Source organism: Rhodococcus sp. 06-1460-1B, assembly GCF_002258475.1.
GTDB classification, from domain to species: Bacteria; Actinomycetota; Actinomycetes; order Mycobacteriales; family Mycobacteriaceae; genus Rhodococcoides; species Rhodococcoides fascians.
On the sequence record NZ_NOYS01000026.1, the window covers coordinates 139,207 to 156,535 of the forward strand.

17 protein-coding genes are annotated in these 17,329 nt (G+C 64.9%); 6 read left to right on the forward strand and 11 right to left on the reverse strand.

Going from position 1 to position 17,329, the window contains the following annotated elements; genetic code table 11:
• A complete protein-coding gene (locus CH268_RS15115; RefSeq protein WP_032373825.1) occupies window positions 1–645 on the reverse strand; it encodes a TetR/AcrR family transcriptional regulator in 645 nt (214 codons plus the stop codon).
• A gap of 72 nt (window positions 646–717) precedes the next feature.
• Between CH268_RS15115 and CH268_RS15120 the strand changes: the two genes are divergently transcribed.
• From CH268_RS15120 to CH268_RS15130, 3 genes are read left to right on the forward strand one after another with little or no spacing between them, the layout of a single operon-like run.
• Complete coding sequence (locus CH268_RS15120; protein ID WP_032364730.1) at window positions 718–1,584, forward strand: SDR family oxidoreductase; 867 nt, start codon at window positions 718–720, stop codon at window positions 1,582–1,584.
• A 26-nt stretch (window positions 1,585–1,610) separates the two neighbouring features.
• Window positions 1,611–3,101, forward strand: coding sequence for a flavin-containing monooxygenase (locus tag CH268_RS15125; protein WP_032364516.1), 1,491 nt, complete (start codon window positions 1,611–1,613; stop codon window positions 3,099–3,101).
• A 37-nt stretch (window positions 3,102–3,138) separates the two neighbouring features.
• Complete coding sequence (locus CH268_RS15130; protein ID WP_094664870.1) at window positions 3,139–3,798, forward strand: NADPH-dependent F420 reductase; 660 nt, start codon at window positions 3,139–3,141, stop codon at window positions 3,796–3,798.
• Window positions 3,799–3,812: 14 nt separating this feature from the next.
• On the opposite strand, the gene CH268_RS15135 is transcribed toward CH268_RS15130, so the two are convergent.
• From CH268_RS15135 to CH268_RS15155, 5 genes are all read right to left on the reverse strand, one after another.
• A complete protein-coding gene (locus tag CH268_RS15135) occupies window positions 3,813–4,094 on the reverse strand; it encodes a protealysin inhibitor emfourin (RefSeq protein ID WP_027494430.1) in 282 nt (93 codons plus the stop codon).
• A gap of 9 nt (window positions 4,095–4,103) precedes the next feature.
• A complete protein-coding gene (locus CH268_RS15140; RefSeq protein WP_094664868.1) occupies window positions 4,104–5,177 on the reverse strand; it encodes a M4 family metallopeptidase in 1,074 nt (357 codons plus the stop codon).
• A 90-nt stretch (window positions 5,178–5,267) separates the two neighbouring features.
• Window positions 5,268–6,017 (reverse strand): 5'/3'-nucleotidase SurE, encoded by a 750-nt coding sequence (gene surE / locus CH268_RS15145; protein ID WP_094664866.1) that lies wholly within the window; start codon window positions 6,015–6,017, stop codon window positions 5,268–5,270.
• The gene (locus tag CH268_RS15150) at window positions 6,014–6,967 is read right to left on the reverse strand and encodes a 1-phosphofructokinase family hexose kinase (RefSeq protein WP_094664864.1); all 954 of its coding nucleotides are present in this window, start codon (window positions 6,965–6,967) and stop codon (window positions 6,014–6,016) included. Before CH268_RS15150 ends, surE begins: the two co-directional genes overlap by 4 nt.
• 57 nt (window positions 6,968–7,024) lie before the next feature.
• Window positions 7,025–8,698, reverse strand: a complete 1,674-nt coding sequence (locus CH268_RS15155; RefSeq protein ID WP_027494426.1) for a phospholipase D family protein — start codon at window positions 8,696–8,698, stop codon at window positions 7,025–7,027.
• A gap of 54 nt (window positions 8,699–8,752) precedes the next feature.
• Between CH268_RS15155 and CH268_RS15160 the strand changes: the two genes are divergently transcribed.
• Window positions 8,753–9,601, forward strand: a complete 849-nt coding sequence (locus CH268_RS15160; RefSeq protein WP_032364727.1) for an aldo/keto reductase — start codon at window positions 8,753–8,755, stop codon at window positions 9,599–9,601.
• Window positions 9,602–9,673: 72 nt separating this feature from the next.
• Here CH268_RS15160 and CH268_RS15165 read toward each other — a convergent pair whose 3' ends face one another.
• Window positions 9,674–10,312 carry a 3-oxoacid CoA-transferase subunit B gene (locus CH268_RS15165; RefSeq protein WP_094664862.1) on the reverse strand — a complete coding sequence of 213 codons (639 nt, stop codon included), beginning with the start codon at window positions 10,310–10,312 and terminating at the stop codon, window positions 9,674–9,676.
• Window positions 10,309–11,070, reverse strand: a complete 762-nt coding sequence (locus tag CH268_RS15170) for a CoA transferase subunit A (RefSeq protein WP_094664860.1) — start codon at window positions 11,068–11,070, stop codon at window positions 10,309–10,311. The genes CH268_RS15165 and CH268_RS15170 overlap by 4 nt, the downstream gene beginning before the upstream one ends.
• Before the next feature lie 141 nt (window positions 11,071–11,211).
• Between CH268_RS15170 and CH268_RS15175 the strand changes: the two genes are divergently transcribed.
• A complete protein-coding gene (locus CH268_RS15175) occupies window positions 11,212–11,994 on the forward strand; it encodes an IclR family transcriptional regulator (RefSeq protein ID WP_176457959.1) in 783 nt (260 codons plus the stop codon).
• On the opposite strand, the gene CH268_RS15180 is transcribed toward CH268_RS15175, so the two are convergent.
• Entirely contained in the window at window positions 11,991–12,245 is a 255-nt protein-coding gene (locus tag CH268_RS15180) for a hypothetical protein (RefSeq protein ID WP_094664856.1), read from the reverse strand. The genes CH268_RS15175 and CH268_RS15180 overlap by 4 nt on opposite strands.
• A 9-nt stretch (window positions 12,246–12,254) precedes the next feature.
• Window positions 12,255–13,220, reverse strand: a complete 966-nt coding sequence (locus CH268_RS15185) for an arsenic resistance protein (protein WP_176457958.1) — start codon at window positions 13,218–13,220, stop codon at window positions 12,255–12,257.
• A gap of 211 nt (window positions 13,221–13,431) precedes the next feature.
• Here CH268_RS15185 and CH268_RS15190 point away from each other — a divergent pair, with 211 nt between their 5' ends.
• Window positions 13,432–15,432 carry an HNH endonuclease signature motif containing protein gene (locus tag CH268_RS15190; protein WP_176457957.1) on the forward strand — a complete coding sequence of 667 codons (2,001 nt, stop codon included), beginning with the start codon at window positions 13,432–13,434 and terminating at the stop codon, window positions 15,430–15,432.
• 24 nt (window positions 15,433–15,456) lie between these two features.
• On the opposite strand, the gene CH268_RS15195 is transcribed toward CH268_RS15190, so the two are convergent.
• Window positions 15,457–17,277 (reverse strand): pyridoxamine 5'-phosphate oxidase family protein, encoded by a 1,821-nt coding sequence (locus tag CH268_RS15195; protein ID WP_176457956.1) that lies wholly within the window; start codon window positions 17,275–17,277, stop codon window positions 15,457–15,459.
• Window positions 17,278–17,329 lie beyond the last annotated feature (52 nt).

A 17,329-nucleotide genomic window follows, 5' to 3' on the forward strand; every position in this document is an offset into this window, starting at 1 on the left:
TCAGCCGTCGACGCGTCCGAATACGACGGCGGCCAGAATGGTGTGCGCACTGGCGATCACGGAGTCGAGAGGTTCGCGTTCGGGGGACAGCAACCATTGCTGAGCGATGGTGAGAACCGCGCCCACCAGGCCCATCGCCAGCGTTTTACGGTTCGGCCCGGCCAGGCCTCGGCTGGACCCGACGGTGTCGGCTACCTGTAGCACCGTCGCCGAGAACGAGGTGGTGGTCTTGCGGTACAACGCGTCGACGGTGGGGGATACGCCGAGGATTTCGACGAAGGCGATACGAGCGGACTTCGGTTGCTCGGCGACGAACGTGAAGAATCCGGTCAGGGCTCCTCGGAGCACCTGTTCGCTGGACTCCGTCTCCGAGGCCGCTCCGGCGAGGATGCTCTCGCGCATCGCGTCGGTGGCGCGGGCGTAGGTGGCCATCAGGAGTTCTTCGCTGTTGGTGAAGGACTCGTAGAAGTAGCGCTTGGTCAGCCCCGCTTCGACGCAGACTTTCTCCACGGTCGCCGTCCGGTACCCGGTGGTGCCGAACACTTCGACGGCGGCATCGAGCAGCCGGGTTCGACGCTCCTGCTGCCGCTGCTGCGGGGGAGCTCCGCGATACGTCCTGCCGACGTCACTGTGATGGGTAGTCACAGACAGATCTTGACACCGCTCGGTATCAGATGCAAAGTGTTCGCAGGAATGAATCTCGATCGAGGGGGAGACATGGCGTCATCGACGCTCCGGAACAAGGTCGTTCTGATCACAGGCGCGGCACGAGGAATCGGTGCCGAGACCGCACGTGCGTTGGCAGGTCGTGGAGCCAAGTTGGTACTCGTCGACGTCGACGAGGCTCCGCTGCGGGAGGTCGCGACGCAGCTGAAGGCCGAGGCGTTCGTCGCCGACGTCCGAAATCTGGACGACATGCAGCGCGCCGTCGACGGCGGCATCGCGGCCTACGGAGGCATCGATCTGGTGCTCGCCAATGCGGGAATCGCCAGCTACGGATCGATCCTGCAGGTGGACCCGGCCACGTTCCAGCGCGTCATGGACATCAACGTGATGGGCGTGTTCAACACCGTCCGCGCTGCCTTGCCGTCGCTGATCGAACGCAACGGCTACATCCTCGTCGTCTCCTCGCTGGCCGCGTTCACCCCGTGCCCCGGCTTGGCCGCGTACAACGCCAGCAAGGCCGCAGCCGAACATTTCGCCAATGCGCTTCGGCTGGAAGTGAACTACCGAGGAGTCGACGTCGGCTCGGCCCACATGGCCTGGATCGATACCCCGATGGTCCAGGACGCGAAGTCCGATCTCACGGCATTCCAGGATTTGCTCGCGGTATTGCCCGGCCCCCTCGGGAAGACGATGACCGTCGAGCAGTGCGTGGATGCGTTCGTCGACGGCCTGGCCAAGCGCAAGCGCCGCGTCTACGTACCGCGGTGGGTGGGTGCGGCGTCCTGGTTCAAGGCCGTCATCACCTCGCGCGTCGGCGACCGCAGCATGTTGGCGCACGTGCCGACGATCCTGCCCAAGATGGACGAAGAAGTAGCGCGCCTCGGTAGGTCCGAGAGCGCACGCAACAAAATCAGCTGACCCCCCCACCGAAGGAATCGTTGCTCATGACTGCCGTACTGACCACCCCCGAGGTCGATGTCCTCATCATCGGTGCCGGCCTGTCCGGGATCGGTGCCGCGCGCCACCTCGGGCACGATCTGCCCGGGAAGACGTACACCATCCTCGAAAGCCGCGGGGCGATCGGTGGCACCTGGGATCTGTTCCGCTATCCCGGTATTCGCTCCGATTCCGACATGTACACCCTCGGGTACAGCTTCAAGCCGTGGACAGGAGAGAAGTCCATCGCCGACGGTTCCGACATCCGTAACTACATCGTCGAAACCGCACGAGAAGCGGGTGTGGACAAGCACATTCGATACCACCACAAGGTCGTCGCCCTCGAATGGTCGTCCGAGCAGCAGTTCTGGACGGTCACGGCGCAGCGCAGCGACACCGACGAGACCGTCACGATCACCGCGTCGTTCGTGTTCTCCTGCAGTGGTTACTACAACTACGACAAGGGTTTCAGCCCGGAGTTCGTCGGCCAGGAGAACTTCGGTGGGCAGGTGATCCACCCGCAACACTGGCCCGAGGATCTGGATTACGCGGGCAAGAAGGTCGTCGTCATCGGCAGCGGTGCAACGGCGATCACGCTGGCTCCCAACCTCGCTCGTGAGGCCGAGCACGTGACGTTGCTGCAGCGCTCGCCGAGCTACATCCTCTCGCTCCCCTCGAAGGATCCGATTGCGCAGACACTGCGGAAGCGTTTGCCGAAGAAGTTGGCGTACAGCGTGACTCGGCTCAAGAACGTATCGATGGCCATGTTGATCTTCTCGTTGAGCCAGAAGTACCCGGAATTCATGAAGAAGCGGATCCGGAAGATGCAGGAGGGATGGCTGCCGAAGGGATACGACCTGGACACCCACTTCACCCCGTCGTACAACCCGTGGGATCAGCGCCTGTGCCTGGTGCCCGACAACGATCTGTTCCGCTCGATCCGCAAGGACGAGGTCTCGATCGTCACCGATCACATCGACAGCTTCACCGAGACCGGCCTGAAGTTGAAGTCCGGCCAGCACCTCGACGCCGATATCGTCGTCACTGCAACGGGATTGAACCTGTCCGCACTCGGCGGCGCGACCTTCCGCGTCGACGGTAGAGACGTGGATCTGCCCAGCACCATGGCGTACAAGGGCATGATGCTCACCGGAATCCCCAACTTCGCTTTTGTCGTCGGGTACACCAACGCGTCGTGGACGCTCAAAGCCGACATGGTCTCGAACTACGTCATGCGCCTGCTCGCCCACATGGACGAGAACGGGTACAGCACCGTCGAGCTCGAACGCGACCCGTCCGTGGACGAAGAGCCGTTCCTCGATTTCGCCGCCGGCTACGTGCTGCGGGCCGTGGACAACTTCCCGAGGCAGGGCAGTGAAACTCCGTGGAAGCTGCGGATGAATTACTTCCGCGACCTGCCGGTTCTGCGGTACGGCAAGCTCGTCGACAAGGCGATGAAGTTCGGGCGGCCTCGATCGAAGGTCGCGGTCGCTTCCTGACGGGAATAGATCGAGTCCCTGATCGTTTGTCCCGTACATGAAAATTGGCATCATCGGAAGTGGATTCATCGGTGGAACGCTCGTGCGCCGGTTGACGGCGCTCGGTCACGAGGTTCGATTCTCGAACTCACGCGACCCGGAGACTCTGGCGGAGCTGGCGTCGGAAACCGGAGCGACGGCGGTGTGGGCAGCGGACGCGGCGCAGGATGCGGACCTGGTCATCCTCAGCATCCCGCAGAAGAACGTGCCCGACCTCGCCGCCGGTATCGCCGGCGCACGCAAGCCCGGAGCGCCGGTCATCGAAACGAACAACTACTACCCGCAGCAGCGCGACGGTCTGATCGAAGACATCGAAGGCGGCACACCCGAGAGCGTGTGGGTGTCGCAGCAGCTCGGTGAGCCGGTCATCAAGGCCTTCAACGGAATTTGGTACAAGCACCTGCTCGAGAAGGGTGTTCCTGCCGGAACCGACAAGCGCATCGCGCTGCCGATCGCCGGGGACGACGCCGAGTCGAAGAAGCTGGTGTTCTCGGTGATCGACGAGCTCGGCTTCGACCCGGTCGATGCCGGTTCTCTCGCCGAGTCGTGGCATCAGCAGCCGGGAACCCCGGTGTACGGCAAGGACTTCGGCGTCGACGACACCGTGAAGGCGTTGGCCGAGGCGTCCCCGGAACGTTCCGCGGAATGGAAAGCTTGAGCCGAGCTGCTGAACTACCTGACGCGACCCTCGCGGAGTGTGCGCTCCGCGAGGTCGCGTAGCGGCCCGGTCAGGGCCGAATCGCCGACCCGGCACGACTGCTCGCCCACAGACACGTTCCACACGAAGGTGTCGCGGGCCTGCGACTCGGCGGGCTCGGGTGGGGGCGGCTCAGCGAGGTACGGGCGCGCAGCCTCGACCAGCGACTGCCATTCCGGCTCGTCGGTCTCGACCACTCCGCGTTTGGACATCCCGGCGATCCCACCGGTTCGCAGTACCTCGATGCGCAGGCTCATGCCCCTCGATCACACCCGATCGTCGCTCGGCTCCCGTGTTGACTGAACTCCCACGGTAGACCAACCGGCGGCCACGGCCCGGGCGACGTCGGAATCGGTGCCGAATCGCTTCTGCGCTGCGAGCAGCGTCGCCGCGGAAAAACCCGCGAAGTCGACCGTCGGTGCCAGACCCCCGACAGTCATGGTGTCGAACCAGACCTGCCCGACGCGATCCCACGCCGGGCCACCCAAAGTGGTTGCGGCCACGGCGAACGCGCGGTTGGGAATGCCCGAGTTGATGTGCACACCGCCGTCGTCCTCGGTGGTGACGACGAAGTCGTCCATGCTCGCCGGCTGCGGGTCCTTGCCGAGTACATCGTCGTCGTACGCGGTGCCGGGCTCGAGGAGCGAGCGCAGCGCCTTGCCCTGCACCGCGGGCAGGAACAGACCTTCGCCGATCAACCACGACGCGTCCTCGGCGTTCTGCTTCGCGGCGTACTGCTCCACGAGCGCACCGAACACGTCGGAGATGGACTCGTTCAGTGCGCCGGCCTGGTCCTTGTATTCGAGCGGGGTGGTGTACTGCGTGAAACCGTGCGCGAGCTCGTGCGCGATGACGCCCAGAGAAACGGTGAAGCGGGCGAACACTTCGCCGTCACCGTCGCCGAACACCATGCGAGAGCCGTCCCAGAACGCGTTGTCGTAGTCCCGGCCGTAATGCACCGTCGCATCGAGGGGCAGGCCGCTGCCGTCGAGACTCGAGTAGCCGTACACCTCGTCGAAGAACGCATAGGTGGCACCGAGGCCGTCGTATGCCTCGTCGGTCGCAGCATCGCCGGTGGGATCCTCACCCTCGGCGCGAACCTGCTGACCCGGGAGGTCACGGGTCGCTTTGGCATCGGAGATGGTGCGTTCGAGGGTGCCGCCGGTCCGCGGTGCGATGGCGGTACGTGCCTGGACGACCTCTCGGCCCGCCCGCATCTCGCGGTCGGCCAGCAGAGTCGCGCGTGCACCGGCTCCCTGTAGACGCTCGAGCAGGAACGGTGGAACTACGCCATGCGAGTGGAGCCTGCGGAACGATCCGGAATCGGTATCTGTCGTCATGTGCGGTGACCCCCTAGGTCCGTGGCATGTGCGGTGATGGTTCCCAGTGTGCCCGAGGGCACCGACACATTCGGGTCCACCGCACCGAGCTCACTCACGCAGCGTCGACAGATCGATACTGTCCACCTCGCTCGGGGGACGCAGCGCGGTGACGGTCGCCCAGTTCCGTGCCAGTAGGGAGGCGTCGGAGTCGTCGTCCTCGGCGTGGATCTCGTCGAACCGGACGGTGACGAAATCTTCTCCGCGATCGCCTATTTCGGCCTGCACCGCGCCGTATCGGGCCAGCGAGGCCGGAACGATCCCGGCGAAATCCGACCGTGCAACGTCGGGAATGTTGACGTTGACGACCGCATCGACGGTCAGATGCGAGATCATCCATGTCACCGCCAGATGCGCGACGTGTTCGGCGGTGTCCCAGTGCGACGGCCGGGTGGCGAGCGACGACAGCGCCATGGCGGGAACCCCGTGCGTCAATGCGGTCAGCGCCGCGCCCACCGTGCCCGAATGCAGTACGGCCGCACCGGTATTGGGGCCGTGATTGATGCCGGAGAGGACCACGTCGGGTGGAGCGCCGAAGGCACCTCGGGTGGCGACGAACGCGATGAGGGCCGGTGAGGCCTGTACCGCATACACTTCGACACCGCGCAGCCCCTCGATCTCGGTTCGCTCGATACCCAGGTGATCGTCGACGCCCATCCCCGTCAGCGATGCACTGGCACCGCTGCGTTCCTCGTGGGGAGCGGCCACCACGACGTCGAGGCCGGCGTCGAGCGCGACCCGCGCCAGCAGCGCGATGCCTGCGCTGTCCACACCGTCGTCGTTGGTGATCAGCGCCCTCATTTCTTGCCCGCCTTGCCGTACGGACGCACGTCGACCGATTCGGTGAGTCCGAGAACCAGGTCTTTTCGGCCGCTACCGAGGCCGCGGCGGGTGACGTTGGCCGTGCCCGCGCCTCCGCCCAGCCGGAGCGCCTCCGGCATCGACAGTCCCTGAGCGATTCCGGCGGCGATGCCGGCGCTCATCGAATCGCCTGCGCCGTGGTGGTCGACCATCTGTAGACCCGGGGTGACGATCTCCAGCACGTCCCCGTCGACCAACGCCAGGGCGGGGTCTCCCGCTCGGGAGATCACGACCACCTCGGCACCGTCGTCGTGCATCTTTCGCATCGCATCGATCAGGTGCTTCGGGTCCTCGGACTCGGCTCCGCCGTCGGCAATGAGGTCCTCGTGGCTGACCTTGAGCACCGTGAGGCCGCCGGCGAGGGCGGCCAGCATGGTGGGGCCCGACAGGTCGGCGACCACCGGGACCTCGAGTGCGCGCAGGTCGGCACACAGCCGCTCGTACACCTCCGCAGGCACGATGTTGTCGGCGTGCGGACCGCCGAGAATTGCCACGTCGCTGCGGGCACCGGTGGCCAGTGCCGCGCCGAACAGGTCGTCGAGCGCGTGCCTGGCCAGCGGCGGCGGATCGACCGTGGCCAGTACCTCGCGCTCTCCGCTTCGGCGATCGTGCACGTAGGAGCCGCTTTCCTGGCCGATGTCGACGGAGACGACGGAGATGCCCTCGCTCTCGACGATGCCCCGCAATACGGCACCGATCTCGCCGCCGAACACCCCGGCCAGAGTGACGTCGAGACCGAGCACCGACGCCATCCTGGCGATCCAGTGACCCTGACCGCCCGCGTGCACGTGCAGTTCGGTACTGCCGTTGGGGGCAGCGTCGAGGGTCACCGTCAGTAGTGGGGACGGCGCGAAGACGAGCGCGCTCGGTGCGCGAGAGGAGGTGGACATCGTGAGCGAATGCCCGATATGTCAGGTCCGAAACAGCTACAACTCGAAAACGTGGACTCAGAATCGACGACGCAGGCGCATCCCGATAGGGCGTCCGTCGGGGTCGACGAACAACCGGTAGGCGAGTGCGGCAAGTCGCTGCTGCCAGACGGGCGGCACCGTGATCTCGTGCATTCGCAGTCGGCCGACGGGCCGGGGCTTCGCGGACGGGTTGCGGTGCCAGTTGTCCAGGGCCGTCGCGCTCGCCGAGATCACGTCGAAGAACTGCTGCGGGTCGACGAGGTCGGCGTCGTCGCCGTCGGCCCGCCCGAGGTGTTCGCGGATCAGTTCGAGTCTCAGGTTGCGCGCGTGGGTTCTGGCGCCGTCGCCGAGGCCTGCTGGGTCCAAGGGTGCCCGATCGTCGCGCTGCTCGTCGACAATGGCCGCGGTCAGCTCCGAATCATGGGTCCAGGAGCGGCGATTGAAGTTGTCCGACCCCACTGCCGCCCACACGTCGTCGATGATGCAGACCTTCGAGTGCACGTATACCGGTATGCCACGGTCGTTTTCGATGTCGAGTACCAGTACGCGGTCACCGCCGGCTGCGCGGATGACCCCGAGCGCCGCCGAGTGTCCCAGCAGCGCAGAGGGAATGGTCAAGTTACTGTCGTCGTCGAGGTGCTTGGGGACCACCACCACCAGCCGCAGGTTCGGCTTGCGGCGCAGTGCCGCGGCGAACACGCGCGCGACGTCGACGGACCACAGATATTGATCCTCGATGTAGATCAGCTCGGTGGCACGGTCCAGGGCTTTGGCGTACGCACGGGCCGCGCTGCGCTCGCCTCTCGTCGCGAACGGGTAGGCGGGGCGTCGACGCGGGTAGGTACGCAGCAGCTGAACCGAGCACGTGCCCTGGGGCTCCGGGGCGGCGGCAGCGGGTGGCAACTCCGACGGTTCACGCGTGACTCCGCGCAGGAAATCGGGAATGGCATGCCACGGTAGACGCGAGAGCGCCGCGGGATCTTCCCACCGTTCGCGGAAGACGTCCTCCACATCCCGGACTGCGGGCCCCTCGATCTGCACCTGCACGTCGTGCCACGCCGGAATCTCGCCGTACTCGGGCGGGAAGGGGCGCGAGACGGGATCGCCGAAGTGATCGGCGTCGTCGCGTCGAGCACGGGCCAGATCGATACCGCCCACGAAAGCGACGTCGGGCAGATCTTTCCTGCCGTACCGCACGACCACGAACTTCTGATGGTGGCTCCCGGTGACCAGCACGCGCTGGTCCAGAATGACCTCGCCGCCCGCCTCCTCCAGCCGCAGCGCGAGCTTGCGGTTCTTCGGACCGGTGAAACCGAGGGTCTCCATGTGGGAGCGCCACACCATCCCCTTGACGACGCCACCGCGGTGCGCGACGGCGGCCAGGGCATCCTCGACGGTCACGCCGTCGTCGGTGAGCAGCTGCTCCGGGTCCCCGCGCCAATCGGTGAAGAGCACCAGATCGTCGCGCTCGGTCTGCTCGAGGGCCCGTGCGAGTGCCGCGAAGTACGTCTTGCCGTGCACGAGGTTCTCGACGCGATTGCCCTCGGTCCAGGCCGAGATTCGGGTGTCGTCGTTGCCTCGCTCGGGCGCGGTCAGGAACCACGGGTGCCCCGGATCGAAACTGCGCTCGGGAGCTGTCAGAGCAGAGGTGGACCGACCGAATTTCTCGGCAACTCCGTCAACGACGCGCCGGATGCGCTGCACTATCACGATGGCATTGTTCCACCCGGTTTGAAGGCCACAGTGGGCGGGCACCCCGGCGATATGACTCAGGTACCCAACGTCACGCTCAGAAACGGCAAGCAGATTCCCCAGCTCGGTTTCGGCGTCTTTCAGATCGACGCCGACGAGACCGCGAAGGCCGTCGAAACGGCGCTCGAGATCGGCTACCGACACATCGACACCGCGCAGATGTACGGCAACGAGAAGCAGGTCGGCGAGGGCATTCGCAACTCCGGCATCGACCGCGAATCGGTGTTCGTCACCAGCAAGCTCAACAACGGTTTCCACCGGCCCGACGACGCGCGCTCGGCGTTCGACAAGACGCTCAGCGACCTCGGGACCGACTACGTCGATCTCTTCCTCATCCACTGGCCGCTGCCCACCCGGTACGACGGCGACTTCGTCTCCACGTGGAAGACGTTGGAGGAGTTCGCGGCAGACGGCCGGGCCCGCAACATCGGCGTCTCGAACTTCCAGCCCGCTCACCTCGATCGTCTCGCCGAAGAGACCGAGACGGTTCCCGCGGTGAACCAGATCGAGGTGCACCCGTACTTCGTCAACCACGACGTGTGGGCCTACGGCCGCGAACATGCCATCCCCACCGAGGCGTGGTCGCCGATCGCTCAGGGCAACGTTCTCGACGACGCGGAACTGAAGCGAATCGCCGACGCCGCAGGCAAATCCGTTGCACAGGTAGTGCTGCGCTGGCACATTCAGCGTGGCAACATCATCTTCCCGAAGTCGGTGACACCGGAGCGAGTGAAGGCCAACTTCGACATCTTCGACTTCGAGCTGAGCTCGGCCGACGTCGATGCGATCACCGCACTCGACAAGGGCGAGGAAGGCCGGAACGGTCCGAATCCGGACACGTTCGACATGATTCCGGACTAGAACGTAACACTGTGGGCCCGAACGTCTTCGGACGTTCGGGCCCACGGTGCTGTTCGAACGGCTGTCGGTGCTTCAGTGCTTCAGGGTTGATCCGGTGGCGGCGATGACCTGTTCGGTGGTCACGCCCGGTGCCAGTTCCACCAGCTTCAGCGTGCCGTCGCCGACGACGTCGATGACGGCCAGGTTGGTGATGATGCGGTCGACGACGCCCTGGCCGGTCAGCGGCAGGGTGCACGCGTCGAGGATCTTCGGATTGCCGTCGCGGTCTGTGTGTTCCATGACCACGATGACGCGTCGAGCCCCGTGCACCAGGTCCATCGCGCCGCCCATGCCCTTGACCATCTTGCCGGGGACCATCCAGTTGGCGAGGTCGCCGTTTCGGGAGACCTGCATGCCGCCGAGAACGGCTGTGTCGATGTGGCCGCCTCGGATCATGCCGAAGCTCAGCGACGAATCGAAGTACGACGCACCGGGATTGACGGTGACGGTCTCCTTTCCGGCATTGATGAGGTTGGCGTCGACCTCGTCCTCGGTGGGGTAGGGGCCGGTGCCGAGAATGCCGTTCTCCGAATGCAGAGTGACGTTCACCTTGTCGGTGAGGTAGCCCGGGATCAGCGTCGGCAAGCCGATGCCGAGGTTGACGTATTCGCCGTCGACCATCTCGGCCGCCGCACGCTCGGCCATCCGGTCTCGGGTCCATCCTGCGGTCATGCTCGAACTCCTGAACTGACGGTGCGCTTTTCGATGCGCTTGTCCTGTGGACCGGTATGTACGACACGTTGGACGAACACTCCGGGAAGATGCACCTGGGCCGGGTCGATTTCGCCCGGCTCGACGAGCTTCTCCACCTGAGCGATCGTGATCCTGCCGGCCATCGCTGCCAGCGGATTGAAGTTCATCGCTGTCTTGTCGAACACGAGATTTCCCGCGGTGTCGCCGATTTCGGCGTGCACGAGAGCGAAGTCGGCGTTGATCGCCTCCTCGAGCACGTAGCGTTTGTTGCCGAACACCCGTGTTTCCTTGGGCGGTGACTCGATCGAGACGGAACCGTCGACGTTGTAGCGCCACGGCATTCCGCCGTCGGCGATGGGGCTGCCGACCCCGGCGGGGGTGAAGAAGGCGGGAATGCCGGTGCCGCCGGCGCGGAGACGCTCGGCGAGCGTGCCCTGCGGTGTCAGTTCCACTTCGAGTTCGCCGGCGAGGTACTGCCGGGCGAACTCCTTGTTCTCGCCGACGTACGACGCAGTGACGCGGCGAATACGTCCGGCTGCCAACAGAATTCCCAATCCGTAGCCGTCGACGCCGCAGTTGTTGGAGAACACCTCCAATTCGTCCGCGTCGGTGTCGGCGATGGCCTCGATGAGGGCATCGGCGATGCCGCACAGGCCGAAGCCGCCGACCGCGATGGTCGCTCCTCTACCGATGTCCGCCACCGCGTCGGCTGCGGAGTCGTAGGTCTTTCCTGTCACGTGAACTCCTGATGTGTTCGTTGAGCAAACGATGGGTCCAGTGAACTCGACCAGCGCGCATCGCGGCTGTTTTAGGAAATTCTGCTCGAATGTCGAACATGAAGTGCATCAGCGTTCACTCAGTGGACGTACAGTGGTGCGGTGACTGTGCTCGATGCCAACGCAGGCGTCATCGCCAAAGTGTGTGCTCTGCTGCGTGCCGCCAGTGCGGCGGAGGCGACCGGTACCTCGACCACCGAGTTGGCGAGGTCCGCTGGAGTTGCGCGCCCGACGGCTCATCGGCTGTTGACGGAACTGGCCGACGAGGGATTCGTCGACCGCGATACGGGAACCGGACGGTGGGCACTGGGACCGGAAATCTATCTCCTCGGCTCCATGGCCGCATTGCGCTACGACGTCACCGATCAGGCCCGAGATATCGTGCAGGACTTGGCAATGCGGAGCGGCGAGAGCGCGTTCCTGTCCGCGCGTCGAGGTGGCGAGACAGTGTGTCTGCTTCGGGTGGAGGGCAGCTTCCCGCTACGGTCGCATGTGCTGTACGAGGGCATCCGATTACCGCTGGGGGTGGCCTCCGCAGGCTTGGCCGTTCTCGCCCATCTCCCGGACCGCGAGGTCGACGAGTACCTGGACGGCGTCGATCTGGTGCCCGAGTGGGGACCCGATCATTCGGAGTCGGCGATTCGGCACCGGATCGAGCTGACGCGGTCCTCGGGCTACGCCGTCAACCCGGCATTGCTCGTGGAAGGCAGCTGGGGACTGGGCGCAGCGGTGTTCGACCGCGGCCGTAGGCCGGCATGGGCATTGAGTCTGACCGGTGTGGAAACGAGGTTTCGAGAGGACAGACGTCGGGAGTTGGGAAAGATGCTGCTCGACGCCGCGCATCGGCTCACCCTGCAGGTGGGCACCCGTCCCGATCCGATCTAGCCGTCCAGTCCTTCGAGAATGTCTGCGGCATCCTGACTTCCGCCGGCTGCCAGTCGCTGCAGTTCGTCGCGGTCCTCGCGCTCTCCGGCGCGTTCGACGAGCATGTCGACGGCGTCGCTGTTGCCGGCTGCGGCAAGTGAACGCAGGTCGTCGACGGTGCCCTGCTCCACCAATTCGTCGATCGCGTCCTGGTCACCGCCCGCAGCCCGTGCACGTAGTGCGGTCAGGTCGGATGGCGTGGGTTCGGTCATGTACGGAGTCTAAGTCGCCCGTGCGAGGCGAGGAACAATTCTGACGTACGCGATCATGCCGATCAGCTCCACCAACGTCTGCGTCACCACGACCACTGCGGCGAGGGAAAGAGCCGGCGGCAGCGCGAGCGCGAGAGGCAGCACCACCAGCGAGTTCCGGGTCGCCCCGGAGAAGATCAAAGCCCGGGTCGCGGGCACGTCCTGGCGGGTGACCCGAGCCGTCGCGAGTCCCACGACGGCCATGACGACCAGAAACGCCACGAAGATCGGCACTGCTGCGATCAGCTGAGATGCCTCGCTGCGGACTGCGTCGACCTGAGATGCGACGACGACTGCGAGGGTCGCCATCATGATCGGCACCATTGCCGCTGCCATGGCGTCCATTATGCGAGTGCCGAGGCGTGTGCGTCGTGCCAACCACTGCGTTGCCGCAGCCAATGTCAGTGGCAGCGCGATCAGTAGGACGAACGCCTCGACGAACGGTGCGACGTCGATGATCTTCACCAGGTCGGGTCCGACGAACAACCAGAGGTAGAGCGGCAAGAACGCGATCTGCAGCAGCATCAGTAATGGAGCAGCGGCGAGAAGTCGTTCCGATGCCGCCCCGGCCAATCCGCTGAAGACGATGACGTAGTCGATGCACGGAGCCAACAGCACGAGAAGTATCCCGACGAGCACCGCTTCGTTACTCGCAACGAACCGGGTCAGTGCGAACACGACGATCGGGACGAGTACGAAATTGAGCACCACGACGCTCAGCAAGAAATTCCGGTCGCGTAGCGAATCGCCGATGGCGGAGAACGGAACTGCGAGGAACGTTGCGTAGAGCAAGACGATCAGCACCGGATTGATGGCGATCTCGAATGCGGGAGCCGATGCCGGTGCCGCCAACCCGACAACAACTCCGACGGCCAACGCCAGTAGATACAGCGGGATCTGGAACTTCTCGAGCCACGCCACTGCCGAACCGGTCACGTGGTACTCGTCGATGAAGTGCAGAGGGTGGGCACGTACCGAGGATAGGCGTTGTCGAGTATTCGGGGGATGTGGCTCGGGTACGCGATCATCGCCGCGTCGGTCCGACGACCTGGGGTTCGACGGGTCCGGCGTTCTTGTCGGTGGGTCGGGATACTCTTCTTTCAGTTCGAACATGCGTTCTTGTTTCGATTCACTGGGGGGTGAAGAGATGGCGATACCGACGGTGTCGTTGGATGCGTTGACCGCTGCTGCGCGGGAAGAGAATCGGCTGGCGGCTCGCAAGATTTCCGCGTGCTACGACGTCCATCGGAGCTGGATCACTCTCGACACCAAGCACAAGCACTACAGCCGGTATGGGCGCACCGAGATGGCGGTGGCGTTGGGGTGTTCGGCGACGGTCGCCGAGGCGTATGTCTCGGTCGGGGTCGCCCTGCACACTCGACTGCCGCTGGTGAAGAAGGCATTCGAGGCTGGGGAGATCGATCTTCCGCGAGTGAGGGTGGTGTGCCGGATCCTCGACAACCTCTCGGACGACATCGTGAGGTCGGTCGAGGACGAGATCGTCGAGGCGGCCCGACGGTCGTCACCGGGGCCTTTGGAGAAGGAGATCTGGGACATTCTTCTGCGGGTCGCGCCGGAGGAAGCAGCAGCGTTGCGGGAGTTCGCGAAAAAGTTCCGCAATGTTTCCTACGCCCCGGCTGGGGAATTGGCCCGGATCCGAGCAGAATTGACCGCCCCCGAAGCGGCGGCCGCATGGCAGCTCCTGGAGGAAATGGCCGACACGCTCTGCCCGAAAGACCCACGCGGCAAACAAGATCGGCTGTGTGACGCCTTCATGGCGCGGATGCACGGAGAACCCCGGCTGGAATGCCTGTGTCAACGTGAGGACTGCCCGAAGAAAGATGCAGAGCTGCCGGACCGTCGGGTGCCGTTGACGATGGTCACTGTCGATATCGCGACGCTGATCGGACTGCTCGCGAATCCGGCGTACCTGGCCGGGCACGGATCCATCGATCCCGACCTCGCGCGGGAGTTGGCGCGCAACAGTCACTGGCAGATCCTGCTCACCGAGGCGGTGACCCTCGCCGAGACACTCGGACTGGCAGTGCAGAACCCGGAAACCGGGGAATGGGAACAACGCTCGGCAGAAACAACAGCCGAGCCGAGTGCGACAGAGCCCGAGCCGGCAGAGCCCGATGCGGCAGAGCCTGACGCGACAGAGCCTGACGCGACAGAGCCCGACGCGACACAAACCAACGCGGAAGCGGATACGCGAGTAACGCGGACTGGCACTGGCACTGGCACTGGCACCGCAACGAACACAGCAGCGCCAGTACCGTCGATACCGCCACCTTCGGTTCCGCCACCGTCGCTCCCGGACCCAGGACCGCATCCCGGCGCGGGGCCGGGCCAGGGTTCGGGTTCGGTTGCAGCAGAATCGCATTCGAAGCCAGCCCCGATACCGCCTGAGCCGACCGACTACGACGAGACCCAGCACCGGCAACGACGTCGGAATGCCTTGGCGGCCTCCGCAGCCCTGTTCTGTACTCACACACCCGTCGGCAGGGGCACACGGCACAGCTCTGCCCTCGACCTATCCTCGGAGGTCCGCCCCGACAACCCGACGATCCGCCCCGCAGGCCGCACCGCACAGCGCACTTCCTCAGGCGTCTATCTCGGCAACGCATCCCTGGCCGCAGCCCTCGAAGCCGCCATCGCCGCCGACCCCACCCTCGGCAAGTCCGTCCGACGCGACCCACTCACCGACCGAGCCCTGATCTACCGGCCCGACGCCCTCACCACCGCGGCAGTCCGGCTACGCGACCGCCATTGCCGTTTCCCCGGCTGCCACCGACCTGCCGAACGCTGCCAACTCGACCACATCATCGCCTTCGATCACGCCAATCCACTCGGCGGCGGCTGGACGACAGTCAACAACCTCCAATGCCTCTGCGAATACCACCACAGCGTCAAAACCGCAGGCTACTGGAAAGCCGTCATGCTCCCAGGCGGCGCCACCCTGTGGACCTCCACCTCGAAGACCACCCGAATCACCCTGCCCGCCAACGGAACAGCCGTACCCATCATTGGCAACGACCTCCGACCGTACATACCCACCAAGCCCAAACGATCCGGCATCATTGCCTACCCCGACCCACCGGACAACGAACAGCCCGAGACAGACGACACGGCAGCACCGCCCTTCTAGAGGCCGCGTTCTTAGGTGCAGCGTTCAGTAGTCGAACGCCTCGAACCTGACATCTTCACCGGCCACCCACTCCAGAACTGCTTGGTGCAGAGGCCGATCCGCGCACACATAGAACTGCCTTCGCCCCACGTGGCCTACGGCTTTGACGTCGGACTCGGTCATTCGTCGTACGTATGTCCGGGCTCGGAGCTGTTCGAGAGTGCGTGCCTTGGCATGCCCGTCGGTGTCCAACTGTCCGGTGATGAACACCGTGATCGCCATCCCCAAGTGGCCGACCTGCTCGATGACGTCGACGGCGAGAGCCAGGTCCTCTGCGCGGATGCTCCACAGCAGGGTCAGCGCGAGTCCGGATTCGTGGGCAGCATGCGCCTGCGCCATGAAGGGCGTGATCCCGATCCCCGATGCCACGACCACTACGTCGTCGGTATCGGGCTGCGTATCGGCGTATCTGGTGTCGTCCTCGCCGCCGAAGCCCATGACAGGGACGGCCAGGTCCGACCCTGGAGTCCACCGCGACAGCAGGCGGCTGACCGGTCCGTGCTCCCGAACGGTTATCTCGAATACATTGCTGCCCGAAGTGTTCGGTTCGCTGGACACCGTGAACGTTCTGATGAAGTCGTCGTTGAGGGAGCTCGGGTCATGATCGCGCATGTGCGACCAGCCACGATCGAGTCGATGCGAGAAGTCGAGGGTGACGTGTTGCCCTGCACTCCATCGCACCGGCGTCGACGACTCGCCCGGAGAAAGCCGGAATGTGTAGCGCGATATCGTCGGTGTGATCGGCAGCTTGTGGATCAGCGAGGCAAGCATTCTGTCCGCTGATCTGGGCCGCCGGCCCGAACCTCCGACCTCGCGGGCCAATCTTCGAACCGGCGGGTTGTACGGCGACGGGTCGAGCAGCGTGCCTCGGAATGCAAGGCCCTCTCTTACGAAGCGCACTGCCTCGATATCGATCCGTACAGCCATACTGCTATGTGGCAGAACGCTTTCAGCGGCATCTCCGATCAGTACCTCTGCGCGTCCCGTCAGGTAGAGGATGTCGCCGGTGTCGAAATCGGGGAAGGTGAGTCCCACTGCCCGGTCGGAAGTGATGTTTCCCAACGTCTGGTAGAGGCGGTTCCCCGAGTACTCCGGGTACACCAGGGTCACGCCCTCCGTGTCGGAGTTACTGAATACCCGGACGAATCCTGGTGCCCCACCGCGGATGTTGGTGTCCATGCTGTGGGCGCCGTGTCGGCTGGAGATGAGGAACGTGTCGGATCTGCCGATGAGGGCGAGGGCGTCGGCTGGTAGCGGGAGTGAATCGGTGATCAACTGCGGAGATGATGCGTAGGGTGTTATCGCCCGCTTGTTCAGATATTTGGGGCAGTTTCCGAGGGTTTCGTCGACTGCGACATTCACCTGTACGTCGATAGATTCGCTGGTCTCCGAAGGCGTTGTGTCCGTTCGCCTTTCCAGCACCATCGCGTCGTGCAGCCGTCCTGCGATCTTGACCCGGCCCCTGTGCTCGAGATCGATGACGAGGCCCGAGACCAGCTTTCCTCGTCCGTTCGTGGCTTCGTCGCCCACGAGACCCTCGAGCACTGGGTCGGTACCCGTCCAGTGAGCGCCCGGATCTGCGGGACGAGGTTCGAGCCGGGTCCGAAACCTCACTCGGAGAACACTGTCCGAGGCCACGGTTGCTGTTCCCGGAGCGCCTCCGAGCAGCGTTGTCCACACACGGCCGTCGACGCCGATCGTCCCCAGCGCCACGAGTGGGCTCCGGCTCATCCAGGGTCCGTATGCGGCGGGCAGCCCTGGGACAGTGGGGTTGTCCTCGTACGGCACCTGCAGAAGACGGTGCATCGTCTCCTCCCCTGGATGCCACTGGCTCGGCATGTGGTCGTCATCTGCTCGC

Coding starts and splice junctions, on each gene's coding strand:
- CH268_RS15140 (WP_094664868.1), bottom strand. CDS start 5,177: ATGACGACAGATACCGATTCCGGATCGTTCCGCAGGCTCCACTCGCAT.
- CH268_RS15150 (WP_094664864.1), bottom strand. CDS start 6,967: ATGTCCACCTCCTCTCGCGCACCGAGCGCGCTCGTCTTCGCGCCGTCC.
- CH268_RS15180 (WP_094664856.1), bottom strand. CDS start 12,245: ATGACCGAACCCACGCCATCCGACCTGACCGCACTACGTGCACGGGCT.
- CH268_RS15130 (WP_094664870.1), top strand. CDS start 3,139: ATGAAAATTGGCATCATCGGAAGTGGATTCATCGGTGGAACGCTCGTG.
- CH268_RS15165 (WP_094664862.1), bottom strand. CDS start 10,312: ATGACCGCAGGATGGACCCGAGACCGGATGGCCGAGCGTGCGGCGGCC.
- CH268_RS15125 (WP_032364516.1), top strand. CDS start 1,611: ATGACTGCCGTACTGACCACCCCCGAGGTCGATGTCCTCATCATCGGT.
- CH268_RS15190 (WP_176457957.1), top strand. CDS start 13,432: ATGGCGATACCGACGGTGTCGTTGGATGCGTTGACCGCTGCTGCGCGG.
- CH268_RS15135 (WP_027494430.1), bottom strand. CDS start 4,094: ATGAGCCTGCGCATCGAGGTACTGCGAACCGGTGGGATCGCCGGGATG.
- CH268_RS15160 (WP_032364727.1), top strand. CDS start 8,753: ATGACTCAGGTACCCAACGTCACGCTCAGAAACGGCAAGCAGATTCCC.
- CH268_RS15195 (WP_176457956.1), bottom strand. CDS start 17,277: ATGCACCGTCTTCTGCAGGTGCCGTACGAGGACAACCCCACTGTCCCA.
- surE (WP_094664866.1), bottom strand. CDS start 6,017: ATGAGGGCGCTGATCACCAACGACGACGGTGTGGACAGCGCAGGCATC.
- CH268_RS15120 (WP_032364730.1), top strand. CDS start 718: ATGGCGTCATCGACGCTCCGGAACAAGGTCGTTCTGATCACAGGCGCG.